Source organism: Neisseria zalophi (assembly GCF_008807015.1).
Classification (GTDB): Bacteria; Pseudomonadota; Gammaproteobacteria; order Burkholderiales; family Neisseriaceae; genus Neisseria; species Neisseria zalophi.
The window spans coordinates 78560-101141 of the sequence record NZ_CP031700.1 but is presented as its reverse complement, the minus strand read 5'-3'; the positions used below and the strand labels follow the sequence as shown (position 1 = coordinate 101141).

Below are 22582 nucleotides of genomic sequence, written 5' to 3'. Positions count from 1 at the left end.
CAATTTAATTCTGTTGATTGGACAATACGTTTTTATATTCTTCAGTAATTTTATTCACAATACTGGCTTCACTAAACTCATTGATACAATCGTTGCGCAATGATTCGGGGTGATAGTTTTGGCGGTTTTCATACAGATTAATCATGGCTTGTGCCAGTGCATCAATATCCTCGGTAGGCACCAGTAAGCCGTTTTCCTCCGTCACGATCGATTCGGGGCCGCCGCAGCGTGTGGCGATAACCGGCAGCCCTTGCGAGAGTGCTTCAATAAATACCATCCCGAAGGTTTCATTTCTACTGGCCAATACGAAAGCATCGGAACGGCGCATCAGGTTTAATACTTCATGATATTGGAGGCCGCCTAAAAAACTCATCGAATTTTGTATATTCAATTGCTTGGCCAATTCATGCAGCTGGGGTGCTGCCAAACCGGTACCGCCGATTTCCAGCCGTATGTCGGGATATTTTTCCAATACTTTGGCAAAAGCAGGCAATAAGATATCAAAGCCTTTATTAAAATTCAGATGTGCGACCGAGCAGAAGGTAAAATGACTGTTTTGTGGCTTGGTAGAAAAATCAAATACTTCCGAAGCTTGGGCGGATAAGATATTGGGAATATATTTCCATTCCAAACCACGGTATATTTTTTCAAGCAAGGTGCAGAAATGCTTGCTGACAGCAATGCGTGAAGCACATTTTTGTGCCGACAAGTGCATGGCATCCCATTGCCAATTGCGGATTAATTTTCTGGCGTAAGTGGAGCTGTGTTCGGTAATAACATAAGGAATACCTGTTTGCTCATGGATGGCGTGCGCCAAAATACCACCGAAATTCATGGCATGTGCGTGAATAATATCCGGATACCCATGATCACGAACGTAGTGTTCAAACAGTTTTTTGCCGGCATTTACCCAGCGGGTACGGTCTAGCGGCAGCCTTGGGAAAAAATACATGCTTTTGTAGACATAAGTCGGTATGTTTTCTTCGACATAATGGCGGATGCCGTATCCCCCCATTACAATTGATTTTGTTCTTCGTAAAGAGCGGAACAGCGGTGCGGTCACACCTACTTTCAGGCCGGAGCGTTGCAAAGCCTGAGCCTGTTGGCGGAAGAAAATACCGTCAACATCTTCCGGCGTTTCCGGATACCAAGAGGGAATAATTAAAACATGCATACTGGGGCGCCTTATTATTGTTCAAATGGGCAGAGTCGGTGCCATTATTTGTTATTCAGGTTGTCGGCCGGAACGGTGTTTCAGACGGCCTTTTATCTGTACGGCTAAATTATTTAATGCATTACGGTTTTTAAACAGTAATAGGATTAATGCTGCCAACCACAATACAGCGAAAAAGTAGTAATTTTGGCTGGTGCCGTAATAGGTATAGAGCAAGCATACAGCAAGGCATAAAAAGGTACTGCCGTAGAGTTTTATCCTTGGAAGCGGTTGCCATAAACGTATGGATGCTTCTGATTTTAATATAGAAAACAGCCAAAAAGATATAGCAGTGGATATGGCGGCACCTCGGGCACCGGCTATGGGTACCAACGCGTATAGCAAGCCTAGATTACACAGCAGCGCAGTAAGGGAAAAAACAGTAATCAACCAGGTTTTTTTGCTGACATTAATACCGATGCCGGTAACTTCCGTGAGCGTATACAGTAGCGGAAACAGCATGCTTGATAGCAGGATAAACTGAACCGGTGCATATTTTTCGGGCAGTATCCAATTAACCAATGGTGAAAAAAGGCCGACAATGCAGATTAATGCGGCAATTAAATCGGTCATCGATTCGGTGATGCTGCCTATTTTATCTAAGTTGGTTTTTTCTTTGACCCATTTAAACACCATCGGTGCCCAAATAACCGAAAAAATATTTTGGAAAATAAGCGCAATGGCACCGAAACTGACAGCCATGGAATACACACCCAATTCGGAAAGGCCGGACAATTCTTTTAAAAGAAAACGATCTACCGAGGTAAAGCCCCAATAAGCCAAACCGCCTAATGCCAAGGGCAGTCCGTAATGTAGGCTTTCTTTCAGTAGCGGTGTGGAAAGAGATACTGAAGCTGCTGCTTTTAGTTCACTCCGAGTTTGCAATACCAAAATCACAACGGTTAGAACCTGTGCCAAAGTATAGGCGGAAACGAGTGTCAACGTATGGGTGGGAAAGCCTATGGCAACACTCATTAAGACAAAAATCAAAATCAATACTTTGGGGGCAAGTTGGCTGAATGAGAACGCAAAAGCCTTTTCTTCCATCCTTAAAATCAAGGCGAAATAACGTGTGAGCAGCGAGCCGCTAAAGAAAATCAGGCACAACAAGCCGAGTGTATTGTTGCTGATTTCCAGTACTTGTTCAGACGGCCATGAAAGACGGATAAGCGCAATGGCTAGGCAAAGAAGGGCAGTGAGTATTACAGGCGGCAATACAATAGCTCGAAACAATGCAGCTTTATCGGTTGCGGCATGATACTCACGGATATATGCCTGATCCAAGCCCAAACCGGTTAGATTTAGGGTGAGGGCGGCTACGGTTTGCAGCATTACAATCCGCCCGATATCTTCGGCAGGGAAATACCAAGAAATCAGTGGCAGAGAGATAATACCGATGGCAGCACTCCCTAAGGGACCGAGTGCGTAGCCGAAAATTTTGCGTGTATTCATGTATTCATAAATTTAGTTTTCAGACGGCCTGTATCGTGTGTGGTAAAGAAAAATATTATTTTATAAAAATTAAATTTTTATCGTTTTCGTTGTTATGCTTTTAGATCGGGGTTGGGGTACCGAGAGGCCGTCTGAAATACTTTTAAATAGCAGCTTTCAGAGCATCGGCAACCTGCATGATCTGTTTTTGCGTCATATAAGGATGCATGGGCAGACTCATGACTTCTTGTGCAACCAAGTCTCCAATCGGTAGTAGGGCATCACTGGCCACTGCAGGCTGTTTATTTAATGGAATCGGATAATGGACGGCAGTCGGAATACCGTTTTCTTTTAAGGCCGTCTGAACGGCATCACGGTTTTTCACGCGGACAGTAAACTGGGCATAAGCACTGCGGTTATGTGCTTCGATAAACGGCACGGCAATGCCAGTATCCTTTAAGGCTTCGGCATACATGGCAGCAACTTGCTGGCGCAGTTGCATTTCTTCTTCCAGTATTTCCAATTTGGGCAACAGAATGGCCGCCTGAAGCGTATCCAAACGGCTGTTAACGCCTACACGGATATGATGATAACGGCGGTCTTGGCCGTGGCGGGCAATTTGGCGGATAACGGTGGCCAGTGCTTCGTCGTTGGTAAACACCGCACCACCATCGCCATAGCAACCTAATGGTTTGCTTGGAAAAAAACTGGTGCAGGCAATGGTGGTCAGATTACCGGATTTTTTGTTTTTATAGATGGCGCCGAAACTTTGGGCGGCATCTTCAATCACAGGCAGATTATATTTGGTGGCTACGGCATTAATGGCATCGTAGTCGGCACATTGCCCGTAGAGTGATACAGGGATAATTGCTTTGGTTTTATCGGTAATCGCCGCTTCGATTTGTTCCGGATGAATATTGTAGGTTTTTTCATCAATATCGACATATACCGGTTTTGCGCCCAGTAGCGCTACGGTTTCGGCAGTGGCGATATAGGTAAACCCGGGAGTAATCACTTCGTCTCCCACGCCGACGCCCAATGCCATCAGAGCAATTTGCAGTGCATCGGTACCGTTAGCCACGCTGATGCAGTATTGTGCACCGCAATAGGCGGCTAGTTTTTCTTCCAGTTCGGCTACTTCGGGGCCGAGAATATAAGCCCCGTGTGCCAATACTTTTTGAATATTGGCATCGATTTTGTCTTTAATCCGTGCCTGTTGGGCGGCTAAATCGATAAATTGCATTATGCGCTCCTTGTTTCTTCTGATTTGCTCAGGCGGCCGTCTGAAAGGGTATATACCGCACCGGTATGGGAGCAGATAGCACGGCCTTCTCCTTGAACAGGCAGATTCAGTTGTTCGCCGTATTCGCTCATCCAGCCGATTTGCCGTGCAGGCACGCCGACCATCAGCGCATAATCGGGCACATCTTTATTCACGACCGCACCGGCGCCGATAAAGGCGAAGCGTCCGATGGTGATGCCACAGACTACCGTGCAATTGGCGCCCAGTGTTGCCCCTTTTTTAACTAAGGTATCGCGGTATTCGCTTTTACGTTCGATAAGCGAACGCGGGTTATAAACATTGGTAAATACCATGCTCGGCCCGCAGAATACGCCGTCTTCGAGATAAACGTTGTCATACACGGAAACATTGTTTTGAACTTTGCAGTTATCGCCGATTTTGACCCGGTTTCCGACAAAAACATTTTGTCCGAACGAGCAGTTTTGGCCGATTTCGGCACCGCTGCAAATATGTACGAAATGCCAAATACGGCTGCCGGCACCAATTTTTGCACCTTCGTCGACAATGGCGGAGGGGTGTACGGTATAGTCTGTCATTTTAATAATTCCTCTAAAGCGGCTTCACCTTGAAGCTTGGCAGTAGTCCATTTGCCGCCATAAATATGCAGGACGTTGTCTATCCGCTCGAATGCCCATTCGCGGGTGGCATCGCTGGGGTTGCTTGCACTTTTCAACAACGGGCGGACACCGGAAAAACTGCTGTCAATATCAGAGCGGTTGATGGGCTGTCGGTGGTAGGCATTGTATGCCGCCAGCAGGTAATCTATTTCTTGCTCGGAAGCTTGTTCCGCTTCAGGGTGGTCTTGGCGTATTTCAGTGGTGCCGATTAAGGTTTTTCCCTGATAGGGCAACACGAAAAAAATCCTTTTTTCACCCGGTATCGGCAGCATCAGAGCAGCCGGTGTCGGGATATTGGTTAAAATATGGCTGCCGCGAACCCAATCGAGAGTATAGGCAGGCAAACCGTTTTGCTGTGCACGTAATGTCATTGCCCACGGTCCGGTGGCATTGGCGATGCGGTCGAATGTATCAAGATCATTCAGATATTCGATTTTATGGTGTTCGACAACATCTACGCCTAAATTACGGCACTTTTCAATTACCCAGTGCCCGAGAGCGAAATCGTCCATTTGTGCGTCATAAAAGGAAAATGCCCCTTTTAGGCCGTCTGAAAGTAGGGTTGGGTATTGTTTCAATACTGTTTGTTTATCCAACCATGCGCTACGGGGAAAGCCGCTACCGGAGGCCAGAAAATCATATAGTTTGGTACCGATACCTATCTGCCATTTAGGGCGGCCCCGATTTTCATAAATAGGAAACAATAAACCCAACGGCCGACACAGGTGAGGTGCTTGATCCAGCCAGAAACGGCGTGCCTGTAAGGCTTTTTTAACCAAAGCAAACTGACCGGTTTCCAAATAGCGTAAACCGCCGTGTAATAGTTTTGAAGAAGAACGGCTGGTGTGGGACATCGGGGTATCTTGCTCAAACAGGGTAACGGCCAAACCGCGTTCGGCTGCTGCCCACGCGGTACATGCACCAACAATACCTGCCCCCACAACAGCGATTTTCATCTTTAATACACCAAAGGCAATGAAACGGTTTTATTGTCGCGCGCAGAAAGATAAGCGGCGATCAACAGTTCCAACGATTTCAAGCCTTCGCGACCGTCTGTTATCGGCTCTGCCTCACCACGCATGACATCTATTACGTTTTTGTAGTAGAGCGGATGACCGAAACCGTAAACCGAAGTCGTTTCATAATTGGCGGTTTTGACTTGCTCGTCGTAATCGCGGGTATCGGCAAAATTCCATTCTTGGATTTCATTGACCGCCATGCCGCCGATACGCACCGTACCGGTTTCGCCGAGAATGGTAATCGAGCCTTCAAGATTTTTCGGATAGGTGCACATGGTAACGGCCATCGAGCCGAGTGCGCCGTTACGCCAACGGATATTCATCACGCCGGTATCTTCCGCTTCTATATCGCGGTGTGTCGAAATCATGGCTTGTACGTCTTGTACGGGGCCGATAAGCCATTCGGTCAAATCAACGTAGTGGCTGGCCTGATTCATAAAAGCACCGCCGTCAAATTCCCAAGTGCCACGCCAACCGTTGCCTTGGTCGTAATAAGATTGGGGGCGTGTCCAAAATACATTCAGATGCACCATACAAATCTTACCGAAACGCTTTTCATCCACTGCGCGCTTGAGTAGTTGCAATGTAGCGTTGAGGCGGTTTTGTTTGACCACGAATAAACGTTTTCCGGCTTTGTCGGCGGCTTTAACCATGCGTTCGCCATCATGAAGACGGGTCGCCATCGGTTTTTCAGTTACCACATGAAAGCCCGCTTCAAAAGCTTGAACGGCTTGTTCGGGGTGAAGGCCGGAAGGGGTGGTTAATACAATAATATCGGCATCGGTTTCTGCCAGCATATCCGCATATTTTCTATAGCCTTTGGCACCGGTGCGCTCAACTGCAGCTTGTAGGTGTTCCGGATGAATATCGCAAACGGCGACAATTTCACAATGGTCTTTCAATGCTTCAAATGAACCAAAGTGGTTGTTGGCAATACGGCCACAGCCAATAAGTGCGAATTTAATTTTACGGTTTTTGATAGTGTCGAACATATTTTCAGACGGCCTTTATCATAGTGAAACGGGTTTTAAACGAGCGACCGTTATGTTTATCAAGCTAGAGAAAGCATAACGGTACCGTCATACAATGATTATGCTTTTATAATGTTTTTCTCAGCACCTTTGAATTTGCCACGGGTATCAATAATCAACTTGGCGTGTTTTTTCAATAAATCGTAATCAAACTTATCGTGGTCGGTAGTGAGAATCACACAATCGAAGCCGGCAATGTTTTCGGCTGTAAACGGTTCGCTTTTCAAGTCGAATTTGTGTTCGCGCATTTTGGGGAACACCGGCACATGCGGGTCGGTATAGGCTACCTGTGCACCTAAATCACGTAAGCGCTCCATGACTTCTACCGACGGGCTTTCGCGCATATCGTCCACATTTTTCTTATAAGAGATGCCTAAAACCAATACCTTGCTGCCTTTAATAGATTGGTTACGGTCGTTTAATGCCAACATGGTTTTATTCACCACAAACTCAGGCATAGAGGAATTGACCTCTCCCGCCAGCTCGATAAAACGGGTGTTGATGCCGTATTCACGGGCTTTCCAAGTGAGGTAAAACGGGTCGATAGGAATACAGTGACCGCCCAAGCCGGGGCCCGGATAATAGGCGACAAAACCGAAAGGTTTGGTTGCGGCAGCAGTGATGACTTCGTGAATATCAATATCCATTTTGTCTGCCACAATTTTCATTTCATTGACTAAACCAATATTGACGGCACGGTGGATATTTTCTAAAAGTTTGGTTAATTCGGCTGCTTTGGTTGAGCTGACAGGAACGACTTTGTCGATAGCCGGCTGATAAAGCGCAATACCGACTTCTAAGCAAGCAGGGGTATGTCCACCAATCACTTTGGGAATAGTGCGTGTTTCAAAATTAGGATTGCCCGGGTCTTCACGTTCCGGTGAATAAACCAAGAAGACGTCATCGCCGACTTTCAAACCGTTTTCTTCCATACGTGGTAGTAATTCTTCTTCGGTTGTGCCGGGGTAGGTGGTGCTTTCCAATGAGAGTACTTGCCCTTTGCGCAGATAGGGCTTAACTGCATCAGTGGTGTTAATGACAAAACTGATATCGGGCTCACGGTATTTATTCAATGGAGTAGGTACGCATAAAATAATGGCTTCTACTTCGTCGATACGTGAAAAATCAGTAGTGGCTTCAAAGCGTGTTTTGCTTGCTTCGGCAATTTTTTCAGAAGGAATATGCTCGATGTAGCTTTGGCCCTGATTCAGTTTTTCTACTTTTTCTGCATCAATATCAAAGCCTAATACTTGAAAACCGATGTCAACATAGCGCAACATTAAAGGTAAACCGACATAGCCTAAACCGACGATACCTATTTTGGCTGTTTTGTCTGTGAATTTTTGAATGGTTGCATTTTTCATAAGGCAGTCTCTTGCTAGGGAAAGAAATGCCGGGAGAGCAGTATCAGCAAAAGTTGATTGTACAAAACCGGCGATATATTGACAGTATGACTGTTTTGCCGTCTATCGGTTTCATTGTATTGATGCAAATCGGGTATATTTACAAAAACAAAACAAATTTTTGAATGGCTAAAGGAGAGAGAGCCATTTGAAAGAAATTGACTACACCGGTTCCGTAATGAATAAAATAATTGTTATAGGGTGAAGTAACTTGTTGAAAAGATAACGGCACGCTGGAAACGAATTTAAAGTGCCCGGAGTGCCGTTATTCATAAGTGTAAGATAGAAAATATATGATATTTAGTTTACAAAATTTTTCATATTATTATGCAGGAATAATACGCTTAAATTATACTTCATATTATTTACAATAATAATGGTTATTTTTCCAAAATCCACTTGATATCTTTGCCGATTGTATTTACTGAAACAGTTTTCCATGTGGCAGGTTTGCTTAAGACAGATTCATTGTCAATAAATCCAAATAAACTTTTGGCATGATTTCCCAATATCTTGGCTGATTGATATAAGATGATTTCATCTATTAAATCAGCCTCTAAAAAGGCGGTTGATAATGTAATACCGGCTTCTATCATTATTTCACCGTAACCTTCTTCAGCCAATACAACCAATAAATCATGGAGATCGATTTTACCGTTATTTTCAGACGGCTTTAAAATTTTCACATGTGAATATTGTGTGAGTTTTTGTAATTTTTCTTTATTATCTGATAAGGTCGCAATAATTGTCGGGCTTCCGCTGTCTTGTATCAATTGGCTTTCGAGCGGTATTTTTAGTGCGGTATCGACAACCACGCGTGCGGGTTGGCGTAAGGTGGAAAATGCTCTGACATTCAATTTCGGATTGTCTGCAAGTACTGTACCGATACCGGTAATAATAGCGCAACTTTCTGCTCTTAATATTTGCACGTCTGCCCGTGCTTCTTCACCGGTTATCCATTGGCTGCGGCCGTCTGAAAGGGCAGTTTTACCATCCATACTGGCAGCACATTTCAAGCGTACAAACGGGCGGCCTCGCTCAATACGGGATAAAAAACCACGGTTTAGCTTGCGGGCTTCTGCTTCGAATAATCCGCTTTCGACTTGAATGCCCGCAGCTTCAAGCATAGCGAAACCTCTGCCTGCCACCAGCGGATTAGGATCGGCCATAGCAGCGACAACCCGCGACACGCCGGCCTCGGTCAGTGCTATGGCACAGGGTGGCGTTCGACCGTAATGGCTGCATGGTTCGAGAGTAACATAGGCGGTCGCACCCTGTGCAAATTCTCCAGCTTGCCGTAAAGCATGGACTTCGGCATGCGGGCCGCCGGCTTTGATATGAAAACCTTGTCCGACAATTTGTGTGCCGTGTGCGATAACACAGCCGACACGTGGATTGGGGGATGTTGAAAAACGCCCTTGCCATGCGAGGGCGAGGGCGTTTTGCATCATTTGTATATCGGTTTCGTCGAACATTTTCAGACGGCCTCTATATAAATTTTGAGTGATTATTTAACCAGATTGACTTCTTTCAATACGCCGGCCAATTCTTCTTGTGATGCAGAGGTGCTGCTGGCGCAAACATTGTAGAGGTTGGTTTCGTAAATTGAAATACAGTTCTCACGCAATAGATTGCCTTCACTGTCATTTTGGGCAAAACGATAGTTCATCCGAGTATCGGTAGCGGCACCGGTTTGAACTTCGGTGAGTCCTGAAGTGGATTCGAGTGTAGTTTTCAGGTTGCCAAAATAATTTTTAGCATCGGTTTTCGGCGTGCCGAGATTGGCAATATAAATGGAGATATTACGGCCGGCATCATGTTGGAGCAGTGTCAGCTCTTCTTCAGTGATGCCATCGGGTAGAGTAGCCGGATCATGAGAGATATCTTCAAAATTACCGTTTTGAATCAAAATATTGATTTTCCCGTCATTGCTGGTTAGGGTTTGTACGCTGTTTTCGGTCGTAGCGGAGGCAGTTTCTTGTGTTGCTTCGGCAGGAACGGAAGTTTCGGCTTGTTGTTTACAAGCTGCCAGGCTAAAGGCTGCGGCAGCAATCAGGGTGAACGTAGATAATTTCATTTTCATTGAATCAGATTCCGTATGTGTTGTGATCATTTGTACCAAGTATATCAAAAGTATGCCGGTTATCGTATCACATTTTGATGTGATGTTTTAATCTTTACCGCCGGCTTGTGGCAGGGTTGCGATAGCCTGAGTAAATTCGGAAACGTCATTGAAGCTTTTGTAAACCGAGGCAAAGCGTACATAGGCCACTTGGTCGATTTTGGCCAGCTCCTCCATAGCCATTTCACCAACCAATTGTGAAGACACTTCTTTATGGCCGAGTTGGTAGAGGCGTTGTTCGATTAGGGCAACGGTGTCGTCTATGGTTTCTGCATCAATGGGACGCTTGTGTAATGCACGCTCCAAACTGGTACGTAATTTGTGCGGATTAAATGCGACACGGGCACCGGTGCTTTTTATAATCTGCGGCATCCGCATTTCTATGGTTTCAAAAGTGCTGAAACGTTGACCACAGGAAAGACAGCGTCGGCGTCGGCGGATGCTGTTGGTTTCTTCCAATAACCGTGAGTCGGTGACTTGGGTATTGGGGTGGTGGCAGAAAGGGCATTTCATTAGTGCAGTGTCGCTATGGGTATAAACGTGATTATTGTAACGTAAATAAATGATTTATAGTAAATACATGATATTTTGTTGTTTGTTTTTTTAGTTTGGGCCGTCTGAAAATAATATATTGGAAGCGTTAAATAATTGGTAAATATTAAGTTATCAGTCATAAACAGGCCGTCTGAATTATTTTCAGACGGCCTCTTGCATGCGATATATCTTTAAACGTCAATATTTTGGGCAACCAATGCATTATTTTCAATAAAGGCACGGCGTGGTTCGACTTCGTCACCCATTAAGGTCATAAAGACTTCATCGGCGGCAATGGCATCTTCGATGCGCACTTTAAGCAAACGACGCACGCTAGGATCCATGGTGGTTTCCCAAAGTTGTTCGGGGTTCATCTCGCCTAAGCCTTTATAGCGTTGGATAGACATACCTTTTTGAGCAATACCCATCAAAATACCTAAAGCTTCTTCAAAGCTGCCGACTTCAAACTCATTTTCACCTTTATACAGTTTGGCATGCTCGCCGATTAGGCCGTTCAGCATGGTTGCGGTTTGCTGTAAGGTTTGGTAGGCCTTGCTGCCGAGGAACTTGGGTTCGATATAGCTGACCATGACATTGCCATGCAGTTTGCGGGTGATTTTGATGAAGTGGTTGCCTTCGTTGCCATCAATGCGCTCTAAAGCAACTTCTTCGCTATCCAATAAGGCATTCAAAGATGTGATGGCTTTGTCGGTAGTTTCGGCTGATGATAAATCTACCGGATCGGCATACATCATGGCTTGAAGCACTAAATCGTCCATAATGCGGCTTTCCTGAAGCACAACGTTTTTGGCAGACAGGAATTGCTTAGAAATTTTTGCCAACTCTTCACCTTCTACGGTGCGGCCGTCTGAAACAATTTTGGCTTTATCTAGGGCAAGGCCGAGCAACCATTGGTCTTTTTCCAATTCGTCTTTCAGATAGCGTTCCTGCTTGCCATGCTTGGCTTTATAGAGCGGCGGTTGGGCGATGTAGATATAGCCGCGTTCGACCAGCTCGGGCATTTGGCGGTAGAAAAAGGTCAGCAGTAGGGTACGGATATGGGCACCGTCCACATCGGCATCGGTCATAATAATGATACGGTGATAGCGCAGTTTTTCCGGATTGAATTCTTCTTTACCGATGCCGGCGCCTAAGGCGGTAATCAGGGTAGCGACTTCTTGGCTGGCCAGCATTTTTTCAAAACGGGCTTTTTCCACATTTAGAATTTTACCTTTAAGCGGCAAAATAGCTTGGAATTTACGGTCACGCCCTTGTTTGGCAGAACCGCCTGCGGAGTCACCCTCGACAAGATAAAGTTCAGATAATGCAGGGTCTTTTTCTTGGCAGTCGGCCAATTTCCCTGGTAATCCCAAGCCGTCCATCACGCCTTTACGGCGGGTAATTTCGCGTGCTTTGCGAGCTGCTTCGCGTGCGCGTGCGGCATCGACAATTTTGCCGCAGATGGTTTTGGCTTCGGTGGGGTTTTCTTCTAAAAACTCGTTCAATGCCTGATTGATAACTTCGTTTACAACCGGGCCGATTTCGCTGGAAACCAGTTTGTCTTTGGTTTGTGAAGAGAATTTCGGATCAGGCAGTTTAACCGATAACACACAGGTTAAGCCTTCGCGCATATCGTCACCACTGGTATCGACTTTGGCTTTCTTGGCGATTTCGTTAGATTCAATATATTGGTTAATGGTACGCGTCATGACTTGGCGAAGGGCGGTAAGGTGCGTACCGCCGTCGCGTTGGGGGATGTTGTTGGTAAAACATTGTACCGATTCTTGGTAGCTGTCGTTCCACTGCATGGCGCATTCAACACTCATGCCGTCGCGTTCGCCCAATGCATAAAAGATTTTTTCGTGCAGCGGGTTTTTCTTGCGGTTCATGTATTGAACGAAGCCGGCTACCCCGCCGGAAAAGGCAAAATCTTCTTCTTTTCCATCTCGTTGGTCGAGAAGTTTGATACCGACACCGTTGTTCAAAAATGATAATTCACGGATACGTTTGGCCAAGATATCGAAGTGATATTCTACCTGGCCGAATGTTTCTTCACTGGCCAAAAAGTGTACTTTGGTACCGGTACGACCTGCGGGTGCATCGCCAACCACTTTTAACGGTTCGACTGCAACGCCGCGTCTGAATTCGACAAAATGCTCTTTACCGTCGCGATAGATGGTGAGGCGTAGCCAATCGGATAGGGCGTTAACCACTGATACGCCCACACCATGCAAACCGCCTGAGATTTTATAGCTGTTATTATCGAATTTACCGCCGGCGTGAAGAATGGTCATAATGACTTCCGCAGCAGAACGCCCTTCTTTGGGGTGAATACCTGTGGGAATGCCGCGACCGTTATCTTCGATGGTGATGGAGTTATCGGCATTGATGGCAACGGTGATTTGGTCACAATGACCGGCCAAAGCTTCATCAATGGCATTGTCTAATACTTCGAAAACCATGTGATGCAGGCCGGAGCCGTCCTGCGTGTCACCGATATACATACCGGGGCGTTTGCGTACTGCATCCAAGCCTTCGAGCACTTGGATGCTGTCGGCACCGTATTCTTCTTGCTGCTGGGTCATATTGTTAAGTCTTTTCTTACTGATTTTAAATAGGTTGTGCTATTTGAAACCTAAATCGGGTTGGTTTATTCAAACGGCAGAATAATCATCATATTATACCTGATTTCCTAAGTATTTTCAGTGTTTTCATAGCATGGTTACATAGGATAGGTGCCGTCTGAATGCCTATTGTGCGAGGCGGATAAATTTGCAGAGAGCCTGTTCATAAAAAAGCCGTCTGTTCCATGATAACCAAATATCGGGTTTTAGGATTCAGACGGCTTTAAGTTGTTCATGCCAGCGTTATGATACTACTTCACCTGTGGCACGTTGCTTTTCAATGCTGCGGTTGATATACCATTGCTGCAGAATGGTGAGAATATTATTGACTACCCAGTAAATCACCAAACCGGCAGGGAAGAAGAAGAACATGATAGAGAAAATAATCGGCATGAGCTTCATCATCTTGGCCTGCATTGGGTCGGAAGGAGGCGGATTCAGATGGGTTTGGATAAACATAGTGAGCGCCATAATAATCGGCAGGATAAACAGTGGATCCGGACGGCTTAAGTCGGTAATCCAGCCGAACCAAGGTGCCTGACGTAATTCTACAGAAGAGAAAATCGCCCAATACAAACCGATGAATACGGGAATTTGTAACAGCATAGGCAAACAGCCGCCCAGAGGGTTGATTTTTTCTTCCTTGTACATCTGCATCATGGCTTGTTGCATGGCCATACGGTCGTCACCATATTTCTCTTTCAAGGCTTGTAAGCGTGGGGAAACCGCACGCATTTTCGCCATTGAGCGGTAAGAGGCATTGGTAAGCGGATAAAGTATGGCTTTCACAATAATGGTCAGCAATACAATCGCCCATCCCCAGTTGCCGACGATATCGTGCAGTTTGTTCAGTAACCAGAATAGCGGTGATGAGAAAATATGCACTTTACCGTAGTCTTTAGCCAATTGCAGGTTGTCGGCCACGTTGCTGATAATGTCGGTGGTTTGCGGACCGGCATACAGATTCACGGGGAAGTCGACAGTGCTGCCGTTTTGAATAGCCGGCATTGGGACGCGTACGGAAGCTGAATATAAATTATCGCTGCGGCGTTTTAAGTCAATCTGGCAGGTGCCTGTTTCACAAATGCTTTGACCGTCTTTAGGTTGTAAAATCCAGGTCGACATAAAGTAGTGTTGAATCATACCTACCCAACCGCTATTGGTGCGGCGGACATATTCGGCTTCATTTTTACCGGATTGGAAGTCGTCGTCCAAATCATCGAACGGTACTTTTTCAAAATCACCTGTGGGGGTGTAGACAACCGGGCCGGTGTAGGTATGGTTGAAATAACCTTCGCCTTCCGGTTTGTTGCCGTCGCGTAGTAGGCTGTAAACCACATTCAGTTTCACCGGCTGCCCGCTGCTGTTGGTAACGTCGTAACGTACATTAATCAGGTAGCTGCCTTTGGTGAATGTGTACACTTTGTTGATTTTTAAGCCGGCGGTTTCCGGTGCACTCAAACGCACTTCGACTTTGTCGCCGTTCAACGTATATTGTTTTTGCGGCGCGGTGAATGCAATATCTTTTAATAGGTTGCGGCCCTCGGCATCCAATAGTTCGGATTGGGCGACATAAGTATGATTTTGATCATTGTTAAATAAGACAAAATCTTTGGTTTCATCGCTGCTGGAATTGTATTTCAGCAAAGTCAGATCACGTAGATCACCACTTTTTTCATCAATAACCGCTTTCACTAAGTCGGTAGTAACCGTAACCGGTACGGTCGGGGTTAGCGGAGTGCTTGAAGAAGCTGCTGCCGGAGTGCCTGCCGCTGTTTCCTGTGCGGCCTGTTGCTGCGCAGGTGTCGGCTGGGGAGTGGGAAACATCTGTTCCCAGCCGAACAAAATTGCTGCGGCGATAGCAAAGAAGATCATTAATCTTTTAAAATCCATAGAATATTCCTAATGGTGCAGAAGGTATAAACCTTTTTAGTCGTCAATGCCCCGTAATATATTAAGTATGCCGGTATGTGGTTTCCGTATGACTTTCGGATACATGCCGGATTGATTTCAGACGGCATTATATAGATAAACGTGCGAGGGTGCTTACAAACATATTGGAAAGTCTGCCCTAATTTAACGCTAATCTAATATGATTTCCTATTATATGGGGCGAATTAAGGGACGGGATCGTGTCCGCAACCGCCCCAAGGGTGGCACCGCAAAATACGTTTTAATGCCAGCCAACCACCTTTTATCGCGCCATATTTTTTGATGGCTTCCACGGCATATTGCGAACATGTCGGCGTATAGCGGCAGCGTGGCGGGATAAGCGGGCTAATGGCGTATTGGTAAAAGCGAACCAGTGCCAATAGAATCTTTGCGGCCATATTTTTAAGATTTCCGTGTTAACTGTTCGAGTTGTTTGCGGATTTCGGCAGCGTTTTCACGGGTAAAGGGTTTGCGTACCCTGACGATAAAGTCATAAGCAGGCAAATATTCTTTATGGCAGCGGAACCATTCGCGTATAACGCGTTTCATATAATTGCGCTTGTTGGCACGCTTGGCTGTTTTTTTGCTGACAACCAAGCCTAGGCGGGCATGATTTAAGCCGTTGTCGGGTAGAAAAAACACTTGTAGCGATGCGGTGCCGCGCTGTTTTTTAAACGCAAAAACGGATGAGTAGTCATCCGTTTTTAATAAGCGGTAACGCTTGGCGAAACCTTGCTTCAACTTATACGGCCAAACGTTTGCGGCCTTTGGCACGGCGAGCAGCCAAAACGGCGCGTCCGCCACGGGTTTTAGAGCGTACCAAGAAACCGTGGGTGCGTTTGCGTTTGGTCACTGAAGGTTGATAAGTGCGTTTCATGTCTGTTTCCTAAGTTTTATCAGAAAATTAAACCGTAAATTACACAGCAAATATTGGCTTTTGTCAATGGAAAAAGCAGGTTGCGGTAAAAGAAATAAGTGGTTTGATGGATATCGGCTATGGGAATAATGTGATAGCGGCTCTCCCGAGCTGTGTCGGCGTTGATTGAAGCGGTGTGTGGCAGATGTGCTGCAAATCATGCTGTATTGGCATATGAAGTGCTTATTTTTAAGAAAATCATGTTGTTAATTTCAGGGTAGTTGAAGAAAGATATCCACAAATATTCCTGTGAAATAGTTGTTTAATACATGGCGGCTGTGGATAATTTTCGGTATAATCCGCCGTGCCTTGTCGGTGATACGACATAAGTATAAAAGATACGGCAGGCCGTCTGAAAACAGGTTGATTGATTTTAACCCGTCTTAGTTTTTCAGACGGCCTTTTGACCAACATGCATGTTGTCAAAGCCCTTTAGTGATATCCATACCCCAAACCGTAATAATCTAGGCAACATCTATGAAGCTAGCAGATTTTTGGCCGCAGTGTTTGCGCCGACTACACGATACTCTACCGCCACAGCAATACCAAACTTGGATTGCGCCGCTGACGGTGGGCGAAGAAAATGGTGTATGGGTGGTTTATGCTAAAAATCAGTTTGCTGTAAATATGTTGAGTAGTCGGTTTGCCGGTGCTATCGAGGCGGTGCGTGCCGAACTTGTGCCGACGGTATCTGCACTGGTTTTTAAAGCAGGGCAGGGCGAACGTTATGAAATGGCAGCGGAAGCAGATGCCGAAATAAAGTCGGCACCGGTACAAACCGTTTCAGACGGCTCGGATAAAGCGGCTTTCGCTACTCAAGATGCTGCTAAAGCGGCAACTATGCCGTCTGAAACAATAGAAGCACCGGCTGAAATCAAAACAGCCGATAATGATGCTATGCCGTCGGGCGCCACACCGAAAAAAAGCGCCCGCGATATTTTGGCCGAACGCATGAAGCAGTTGCCTCATGATCAGGATAAACCGAAGAAATCGGCAGCGGTAAACCCTAAAACTGCCAAGACGAAAAAAGAGACTGCCGGGTATTCGCAACCGGCTGCCGCTAAAGGTTCGGAAGCCTCGCAATATACCCAATCCAACCTATCGCCCGACTATACGTTTGAAACCTTGGTTGAAGGTAAGGGTAACCGTATTGCCGCCGCCGCTGCCCAATCTATCGCCGAGAATCCCGGCCAAGGTTATAATCCGTTTTTCTTATATGGCAGTACCGGCTTGGGGAAAACCCACTTGGTTCAGGCCATTGGCAATGAGTTGCTGAAAAACAAGCCGGATGCCAAAGTGCGCTATATGCATTCCGATGATTACATCCGCAGTTTTATGAATGCCGTGCGTACCAATAGTTATGACGTATTCAAGCAACAATATAAGCAATATGATTTGCTTATTATCGACGATATTCAGTTTATTAAAGGCAAAGACCGTACAATGGAAGAATTCTTCTATTTGTATAACCATTTTCACAATAAGAAAAAACAACTGATTCTGACTTGTGATGTGTTGCCGACCAAAATCGAAGATATGGATGCCCGTCTGAAATCCCGCTTTTCATGGGGACTGACATTGGAATTGGAACCACCCGAATTGGAAATGCGGGTAGCGATTTTGCAGAAGAAGGCCGAAACGGCCGGTGTAGATTTAAACGAGGATGCCGCGTTTTTTATTGCCAACCTTATCCGCTCCAATGTTCGCGAATTGGAAGGTGCCTTTAACCGAGTAAGCGCCAGTAGCCGGTTTTTAAAGAAACCTATTGATATCGACTTGGCGCGGACGGCCTTGCAGGATATTGTCGCCAGCTCTTATAAAGTGATTACCGCCGAATTGATTATTGATGCAACCGCTAAATATTACCGCATTAAAATCAGCGATATACTTGGTAAAAAGCGCACTCGTAATATTGCACGCCCGCGCCAGATTGCCATGAGTTTAACCAAAGAGTTAACCAATCTCAGCCTGCCGTCTATCGGTGATGCTTTCGGCGGGCGGGATCACACCACAGTGATGCATGGGGTGAAAGCCGTAACCAAATTGCGGGAAGAAGATTCGGAAATCGCGCAAGATTACGAAAAACTTTTGATTATTATTCAGAATTAATCAATCCGAAGGGATAAACATGTTGATTTTACAAGCCGAACGAGACACTTTGCTCAAACCGCTGCAAACGGTTACCGGTATCGTTGAACGCCGCCATACCTTGCCGATTTTATCTAATGTATTGCTCGAAAACGTACACGGACAAACCAATATCTTGGCAACCGACTTGGAAATTCAGATCAATACCGCCGGCCCGCACAGCGAAGCCGAAGATTTCCGCATCACCACCAATGCCAAAAAATTACAAGATATTCTGCGCGCTTTGCCGGAAGGTTCTTTAGTGGCTTTGGATTGGGCGCAAAACCGCCTCACCTTGAAAGCCGGAAAATCCCGTTTCGGTTTGCAAACCCTGCCGGCGGAAGATTTTCCGCTGATGAGTGTGGGCGACAATGTGAGTGCTGCCTTTTCGCTGCCGCAAGAAGCATTTAAAAATATGCTGTCGCAAGTGCAATATAGCATGGCGGTACAGGATATCCGCTACTACCTCAACGGATTATTGATGCAGGTTGAAGGGGATCAGCTGCGTTTGGTCGCTACCGACGGACACCGCTTGGCTTATGCATGCACAACCATTGATGCCGATTTGCCGAAAACCGAAATCATTCTGCCGCGCAAAACCGTGTTGGAACTTTTCAAACTCTTAAACCATCCGTCCGACCCGATTACCATCGAGTTGTTGAATAATCAGGTTCGTTTCCGTTGTAACGACACCGTTATCGTGAGTAAAGTGGTGGATGGCAAATTCCCCGACTTCAACCGCGTGATTCCGTTGGATAACGATAAAATCTTCCTGATTGGCAGAACCCAACTGCTGGGCGCTTTAGAGCGTGCCGCGATTTTGGCTAATGAAAAATTCCGCGGCGCCCGCCTGCTATTGCGCCCCGGTTTATTAAGCGTGGTATGTAGCAATAACGAGCAGGAAGAAGCGCGGGAAGAAATCGAAATTGCCTATCAGGGTGAAGAATTGGAAGTCGGGTTTAATATCGGCTACCTGATGGATGTATTGCGTAATGTACATTCAGACGATATGCAGTTGGCTTTCGGCGACAGCAACCGTTCAACCCTGTTTACTATTCCGAATAATCCGAACTTTAAATATATTGTGATGCCGATGCGGATTTAATCATTACTAGTCATGTATTTATTTCATTACAAGGCCGTCTGAATGGTTTTCAGACGGCCTTGTTTTAATAAAACCATAATGTTTTAGCTTGGGTTTTTTTGCCCGGTTAAGGGTTGTGTGCAGCGGTAGTAATAGTCGATTAAGCCGTTGGTAGATGAATCGTGATGTAGCGGCTGCCGTTGCGCCAATTCCGGCTCAATGGTTTTGGCCAATACTTTACCGTATTCCACACCCCATTGGTCGAAGGAATTGATATCCCAAATTACCCCTTGCACAAAAACTTTGTGCTCATACATGGCGGCAAGCATACCTAAGTTAAACGGATTAAGTTCATCTAATAAGATGCTGTTACAGGGGCGGTTGCCGGGAAAGGTTTTATGGGGCGCAAGGACTTCTTGTTCTGCTTCGGGCAGATAGGATAATTCGGAACGGGCTTCTGCTAAGGTTTTGCCGCGCATTAAGGCTTCGGTTTGGGCAAAGGCGTTGGCGACGGTAAAGCGGTGTTGGTCGCCGACGGCATATGGGCTGCTCATCGGGATAATAAAATCAACCGGAATCAGGCGTGTGCCCTGATGCAGCAATTGGAAAAAAGCGTGTTGGCAGTCTACCCCCGCTTCACCGAATACAATACCGCCGGTGTGGTAGTCAACTTCATCACCTTGCAGGGTGCGGTATTTGCCGTTGCTTTCCATATCCAGTTGTTTTAAATAGCTGGGGAAACGGCGCAGATTGTGGCTGTAAGGCACGACGGCATGGCCTTGCGCGCCAAAAAAATTGCCATACCAAACGCCGAGTAATGCCAGTAAAACAGGGATATTGTGGCGGAAATCGGTATGGAAAAAATGCTCGTCCATAGCATGGGCGCCGTTTAAAAACTGTCGGAAATTCGCACCGCCGATGGCAACCATCACCGGTAGGCCGATGGCCGACCATACCGAATAACGCCCGCCGACCCATTCAAACATGGCGAAGACGTTTTCTTCGCCAATACCGAAATCACATGCCGTTTCTACGGAAGAAGAAATGGCGATGAAATGATGGCCGACGGCAGATTCGGGCATGCCTTGCGCTAGAAACCAATGGCGGGCGGCGCGGGCATTAAGTAGGGTTTCGGGCGTGCGGAACGATTTGCTGGCAACGCAGAAAATGGTGGTTTCGGCATTTAAGCCTGCCAATGTTTGGGCGATGGCAGCGTCATCCGAGTTGGAAACAAAGTGTACGCGTATATTTTGCTGAAACGGCTGCAATGCCTGTACGGCCACTTGCGGGCCCAAATCGGAACCGCCGATGCCGATATGGACGAAATCGGTAATGCGTTTGCCGGTTGCCCCTTGATAATGTCCGTTGATTAAGTTGTCTGCAAAGTTTAAAGCACGTTCCAGTTCGTGATGAATTTTAGGCAATACGTTTTCACCGTCCACATAAACCGGTTCTGCATCGGCAGGCAGGCGCAGGGCGGTGTGCAATACAGCACGGTTTTCGCTGAGATTGATTTTGACACCGCTGCGCATGGCTTGCGCCTGTTGAGCCACTCCGGCGGCTTCTGCTAAATCGCACAATAAATTCAGTGTTTCTTCGGTAATGCGGTTTTTGCTGTAATCCAATAGCAGGCCGTGTAGCGTTTCGTGCATGTTTTCAAAGCGCTGTTTATCGGTTTCAAACAAATGGCGCATATGCAGCGGGGCGATGTCGGTTTGATGGTCTTGAAGGGAAAGCTGGATAGTACGCCGATCGGGTTTATTCATATTTAAGTAAGTATGTGTTTGATAAATATTGAGTTAAATAGCAGGCAGGCCGTCTGAAACCTATTATTACCGGATGTTGTGGTTATATATCGCTGCCGTACTGATTTTAAAGTTCGTAATGGTACAATAAATCGCTGTGTGATGCTTGGTTGGATACGGTCTGTTTTGTTGGTTATTGGTTAAAATATAATACTAATATTTTTTAAAATTGAAAATTATAATTCTCATAAAATTAAAAACAATAGATTTACACAATAAAATAGCTAAAAATAAACTTTCAGTCTTGCCATAGCATGCGTGAAGCGTTAACCTTTATGGCCATAAAATCTTAGATAGAAAAGAACAATCATGATACCACGCCACCAAACTGACGATGTCAAAATCAAAGAAGTCAAAGAACTGCTGCCGCCGATAGCCCATTTATACGAATTGCCGATTACTGAAAATGTGTCGGATTTGGTATACCGTACCCGACAGGAAATCGCTAAGTTGGTACACGGTGAAGACAACCGCCTATTGGTGATTATCGGTCCCTGTTCCATTCATGATCCGAAAGCCGCGCTTGAATACGCGCAACGTATGATGTCTTTGCGTGAAAAGTATGCCAAGGAATTACTGATTGTGATGCGGGTTTATTTTGAAAAACCGCGCACCACGGTCGGCTGGAAAGGTTTGATTAACGACCCACACCTTGACGGTACGTTCGATATTAATTTCGGCCTGCGGCAGGCGCGTAAATTGTTGCTGGCACTCAATGAAATGGGCATGCCGGCTTCTACCGAGTTTCTCGATATGATTACGCCGCAATACTATGCCGACCTGATTTCATGGGGTGCTATCGGGGCGCGTACGACTGAAAGTCAGGTTCACCGCGAGCTGGCCAGCGGTTTGTCTTGCCCGGTCGGTTTTAAAAACGGCACCGACGGTAATTTGAAAATTGCCATTGATGCCATTGGCGCAGCCAGCCATCCGCACCACTTTTTATCGGTAACCAAATCCGGCCATTCCGCCATCGTGCATACCGCCGGCAACCCCGACTGCCATGTGATTTTACGCGGCGGCAAAGAGCCGAATTACAGCAGTAAGCATGTAAAAGAAGCGGCCGAACAGTTGGTTAAATCGGGGGTAACGCCCAAGCTGATGGTCGATTTCAGCCATGCCAACAGCCGTAAAGATTACAGACGCCAAATGGAAGTAGCCGAAGATGTGGCGCAGCAAATCCGCGACGGTGAAAACAATATTATGGGCGTGATGGTGGAAAGCCATTTGGTAGAAGGGCGGCAGGATAAACCCGAAGTCTACGGCCAAAGTATCACCGATGCCTGTATCGGTTGGGATCAAACCGAAGCATTGCTGGCGTTATTGGCCGAGGCCAACCGCTGCCGTGTATAATTAATTTGGTATAAACAGGCCGTCTGAAATATTTCAGACGGCCTCTGTTTCATTGGCAACCGCGTTAT

General features: G+C 46.2%; 19 protein-coding genes. 3 read left to right on the top strand and 16 right to left on the bottom strand.

The window, feature by feature from the left end:
- Window positions 1–4: 4 nt before the first annotated feature.
- From D0T92_RS00400 to rpmH, 15 genes are all read right to left on the bottom strand, one after another.
- Window positions 5–1174 carry a glycosyltransferase gene (locus D0T92_RS00400; protein WP_151049174.1) on the bottom strand — a complete coding sequence of 390 codons (1170 nt, stop codon included), beginning with the start codon at window positions 1172–1174 and terminating at the stop codon, window positions 5–7.
- 51 nt (window positions 1175–1225) lie between these two features.
- Window positions 1226–2665 (bottom strand): lipopolysaccharide biosynthesis protein, encoded by a 1440-nt coding sequence (locus tag D0T92_RS00395; RefSeq protein ID WP_151049172.1) that lies wholly within the window; start codon window positions 2663–2665, stop codon window positions 1226–1228.
- Window positions 2666–2807: 142 nt separating this feature from the next.
- On the bottom strand, window positions 2808–3887 hold the full coding sequence (locus D0T92_RS00390; RefSeq protein WP_151049170.1) for a DegT/DnrJ/EryC1/StrS family aminotransferase: 1080 nt from the start codon (window positions 3885–3887) through the stop codon (window positions 2808–2810).
- Complete coding sequence (locus D0T92_RS00385) at window positions 3887–4483, bottom strand: acyltransferase (protein WP_151049168.1); 597 nt, start codon at window positions 4481–4483, stop codon at window positions 3887–3889. Before D0T92_RS00385 ends, D0T92_RS00390 begins: the two co-directional genes overlap by 1 nt.
- Window positions 4480–5520 (bottom strand): glycerol-3-phosphate dehydrogenase/oxidase, encoded by a 1041-nt coding sequence (locus tag D0T92_RS00380; protein WP_151049167.1) that lies wholly within the window; start codon window positions 5518–5520, stop codon window positions 4480–4482. The genes D0T92_RS00385 and D0T92_RS00380 overlap by 4 nt, the downstream gene beginning before the upstream one ends.
- A gap of 2 nt (window positions 5521–5522) precedes the next feature.
- Complete coding sequence (locus tag D0T92_RS00375; protein ID WP_151049165.1) at window positions 5523–6575, bottom strand: Gfo/Idh/MocA family protein; 1053 nt, start codon at window positions 6573–6575, stop codon at window positions 5523–5525.
- A 98-nt stretch (window positions 6576–6673) separates the two neighbouring features.
- Window positions 6674–7978 carry a nucleotide sugar dehydrogenase gene (locus D0T92_RS00370; protein WP_151049163.1) on the bottom strand — a complete coding sequence of 435 codons (1305 nt, stop codon included), beginning with the start codon at window positions 7976–7978 and terminating at the stop codon, window positions 6674–6676.
- Between the two features lie 419 nt (window positions 7979–8397).
- The gene (gene ribD / locus D0T92_RS00365) at window positions 8398–9492 is read right to left on the bottom strand and encodes a bifunctional diaminohydroxyphosphoribosylaminopyrimidine deaminase/5-amino-6-(5-phosphoribosylamino)uracil reductase RibD (RefSeq protein WP_151049161.1); all 1095 of its coding nucleotides are present in this window, start codon (window positions 9490–9492) and stop codon (window positions 8398–8400) included.
- Window positions 9493–9524: 32 nt separating this feature from the next.
- Window positions 9525–10100, bottom strand: a complete 576-nt coding sequence (locus tag D0T92_RS00360; protein WP_225315116.1) for a cytochrome C — start codon at window positions 10098–10100, stop codon at window positions 9525–9527.
- 87 nt (window positions 10101–10187) lie between these two features.
- Window positions 10188–10652, bottom strand: a complete 465-nt coding sequence (nrdR, locus tag D0T92_RS00355; protein WP_151049159.1) for a transcriptional regulator NrdR — start codon at window positions 10650–10652, stop codon at window positions 10188–10190.
- A gap of 212 nt (window positions 10653–10864) precedes the next feature.
- Entirely contained in the window at window positions 10865–13258 is a 2394-nt protein-coding gene (gyrB, locus tag D0T92_RS00350; RefSeq protein ID WP_151049157.1) for a DNA topoisomerase (ATP-hydrolyzing) subunit B, read from the bottom strand.
- A gap of 282 nt (window positions 13259–13540) precedes the next feature.
- Window positions 13541–15190 carry a membrane protein insertase YidC gene (gene yidC, locus D0T92_RS00345; protein WP_151049155.1) on the bottom strand — a complete coding sequence of 550 codons (1650 nt, stop codon included), beginning with the start codon at window positions 15188–15190 and terminating at the stop codon, window positions 13541–13543.
- Window positions 15191–15414: 224 nt separating this feature from the next.
- Complete coding sequence (yidD, locus tag D0T92_RS00340) at window positions 15415–15627, bottom strand: membrane protein insertion efficiency factor YidD (protein WP_151049153.1); 213 nt, start codon at window positions 15625–15627, stop codon at window positions 15415–15417.
- Window positions 15628–15631: 4 nt separating this feature from the next.
- On the bottom strand, window positions 15632–15970 hold the full coding sequence (gene rnpA, locus D0T92_RS00335; protein ID WP_151049151.1) for a ribonuclease P protein component: 339 nt from the start codon (window positions 15968–15970) through the stop codon (window positions 15632–15634).
- Window position 15971: 1 nt separating this feature from the next.
- The gene (rpmH, locus tag D0T92_RS00330) at window positions 15972–16106 is read right to left on the bottom strand and encodes a 50S ribosomal protein L34 (RefSeq protein WP_002214728.1); all 135 of its coding nucleotides are present in this window, start codon (window positions 16104–16106) and stop codon (window positions 15972–15974) included.
- A gap of 516 nt (window positions 16107–16622) precedes the next feature.
- Between rpmH and dnaA the strand changes: the two genes are divergently transcribed.
- Window positions 16623–18254: a chromosomal replication initiator protein DnaA gene (dnaA, locus tag D0T92_RS00325; RefSeq protein ID WP_151049149.1), complete on the top strand. Its 1632-nt coding sequence runs from the start codon at window positions 16623–16625 to the stop codon at window positions 18252–18254.
- Window positions 18255–18273: 19 nt separating this feature from the next.
- On the top strand, window positions 18274–19377 hold the full coding sequence (dnaN, locus tag D0T92_RS00320; protein WP_151049147.1) for a DNA polymerase III subunit beta: 1104 nt from the start codon (window positions 18274–18276) through the stop codon (window positions 19375–19377).
- 83 nt (window positions 19378–19460) lie between these two features.
- Here the strand turns inward: dnaN and pgi are convergent, their stop codons facing one another.
- Complete coding sequence (pgi, locus tag D0T92_RS00315) at window positions 19461–21122, bottom strand: glucose-6-phosphate isomerase (protein ID WP_151049145.1); 1662 nt, start codon at window positions 21120–21122, stop codon at window positions 19461–19463.
- A gap of 348 nt (window positions 21123–21470) precedes the next feature.
- Here pgi and aroG point away from each other — a divergent pair, with 348 nt between their 5' ends.
- Window positions 21471–22514: a 3-deoxy-7-phosphoheptulonate synthase AroG gene (aroG, locus tag D0T92_RS00310; protein WP_151049143.1), complete on the top strand. Its 1044-nt coding sequence runs from the start codon at window positions 21471–21473 to the stop codon at window positions 22512–22514.
- Window positions 22515–22582 lie beyond the last annotated feature (68 nt).

Coding starts and splice junctions, on each gene's coding strand:
- aroG (WP_151049143.1), top strand. CDS start 21,471: ATGATACCACGCCACCAAACTGACGATGTCAAAATCAAAGAAGTCAAA.
- D0T92_RS00360 (WP_225315116.1), bottom strand. CDS start 10,100: ATGAAAATGAAATTATCTACGTTCACCCTGATTGCTGCCGCAGCCTTT.
- pgi (WP_151049145.1), bottom strand. CDS start 21,122: ATGAATAAACCCGATCGGCGTACTATCCAGCTTTCCCTTCAAGACCAT.
- D0T92_RS00375 (WP_151049165.1), bottom strand. CDS start 6,575: ATGTTCGACACTATCAAAAACCGTAAAATTAAATTCGCACTTATTGGC.
- nrdR (WP_151049159.1), bottom strand. CDS start 10,652: ATGAAATGCCCTTTCTGCCACCACCCCAATACCCAAGTCACCGACTCA.
- D0T92_RS00370 (WP_151049163.1), bottom strand. CDS start 7,978: ATGAAAAATGCAACCATTCAAAAATTCACAGACAAAACAGCCAAAATA.
- ribD (WP_151049161.1), bottom strand. CDS start 9,492: ATGTTCGACGAAACCGATATACAAATGATGCAAAACGCCCTCGCCCTC.
- rpmH (WP_002214728.1), bottom strand. CDS start 16,106: ATGAAACGCACTTATCAACCTTCAGTGACCAAACGCAAACGCACCCAC.
- D0T92_RS00395 (WP_151049172.1), bottom strand. CDS start 2,665: ATGAATACACGCAAAATTTTCGGCTACGCACTCGGTCCCTTAGGGAGT.
- D0T92_RS00390 (WP_151049170.1), bottom strand. CDS start 3,887: ATGCAATTTATCGATTTAGCCGCCCAACAGGCACGGATTAAAGACAAA.
- D0T92_RS00380 (WP_151049167.1), bottom strand. CDS start 5,520: ATGAAAATCGCTGTTGTGGGGGCAGGTATTGTTGGTGCATGTACCGCG.
- D0T92_RS00385 (WP_151049168.1), bottom strand. CDS start 4,483: ATGACAGACTATACCGTACACCCCTCCGCCATTGTCGACGAAGGTGCA.
- dnaA (WP_151049149.1), top strand. CDS start 16,623: ATGAAGCTAGCAGATTTTTGGCCGCAGTGTTTGCGCCGACTACACGAT.
- yidC (WP_151049155.1), bottom strand. CDS start 15,190: ATGGATTTTAAAAGATTAATGATCTTCTTTGCTATCGCCGCAGCAATT.
- dnaN (WP_151049147.1), top strand. CDS start 18,274: ATGTTGATTTTACAAGCCGAACGAGACACTTTGCTCAAACCGCTGCAA.
- yidD (WP_151049153.1), bottom strand. CDS start 15,627: ATGGCCGCAAAGATTCTATTGGCACTGGTTCGCTTTTACCAATACGCC.
- D0T92_RS00400 (WP_151049174.1), bottom strand. CDS start 1,174: ATGCATGTTTTAATTATTCCCTCTTGGTATCCGGAAACGCCGGAAGAT.
- gyrB (WP_151049157.1), bottom strand. CDS start 13,258: ATGACCCAGCAGCAAGAAGAATACGGTGCCGACAGCATCCAAGTGCTC.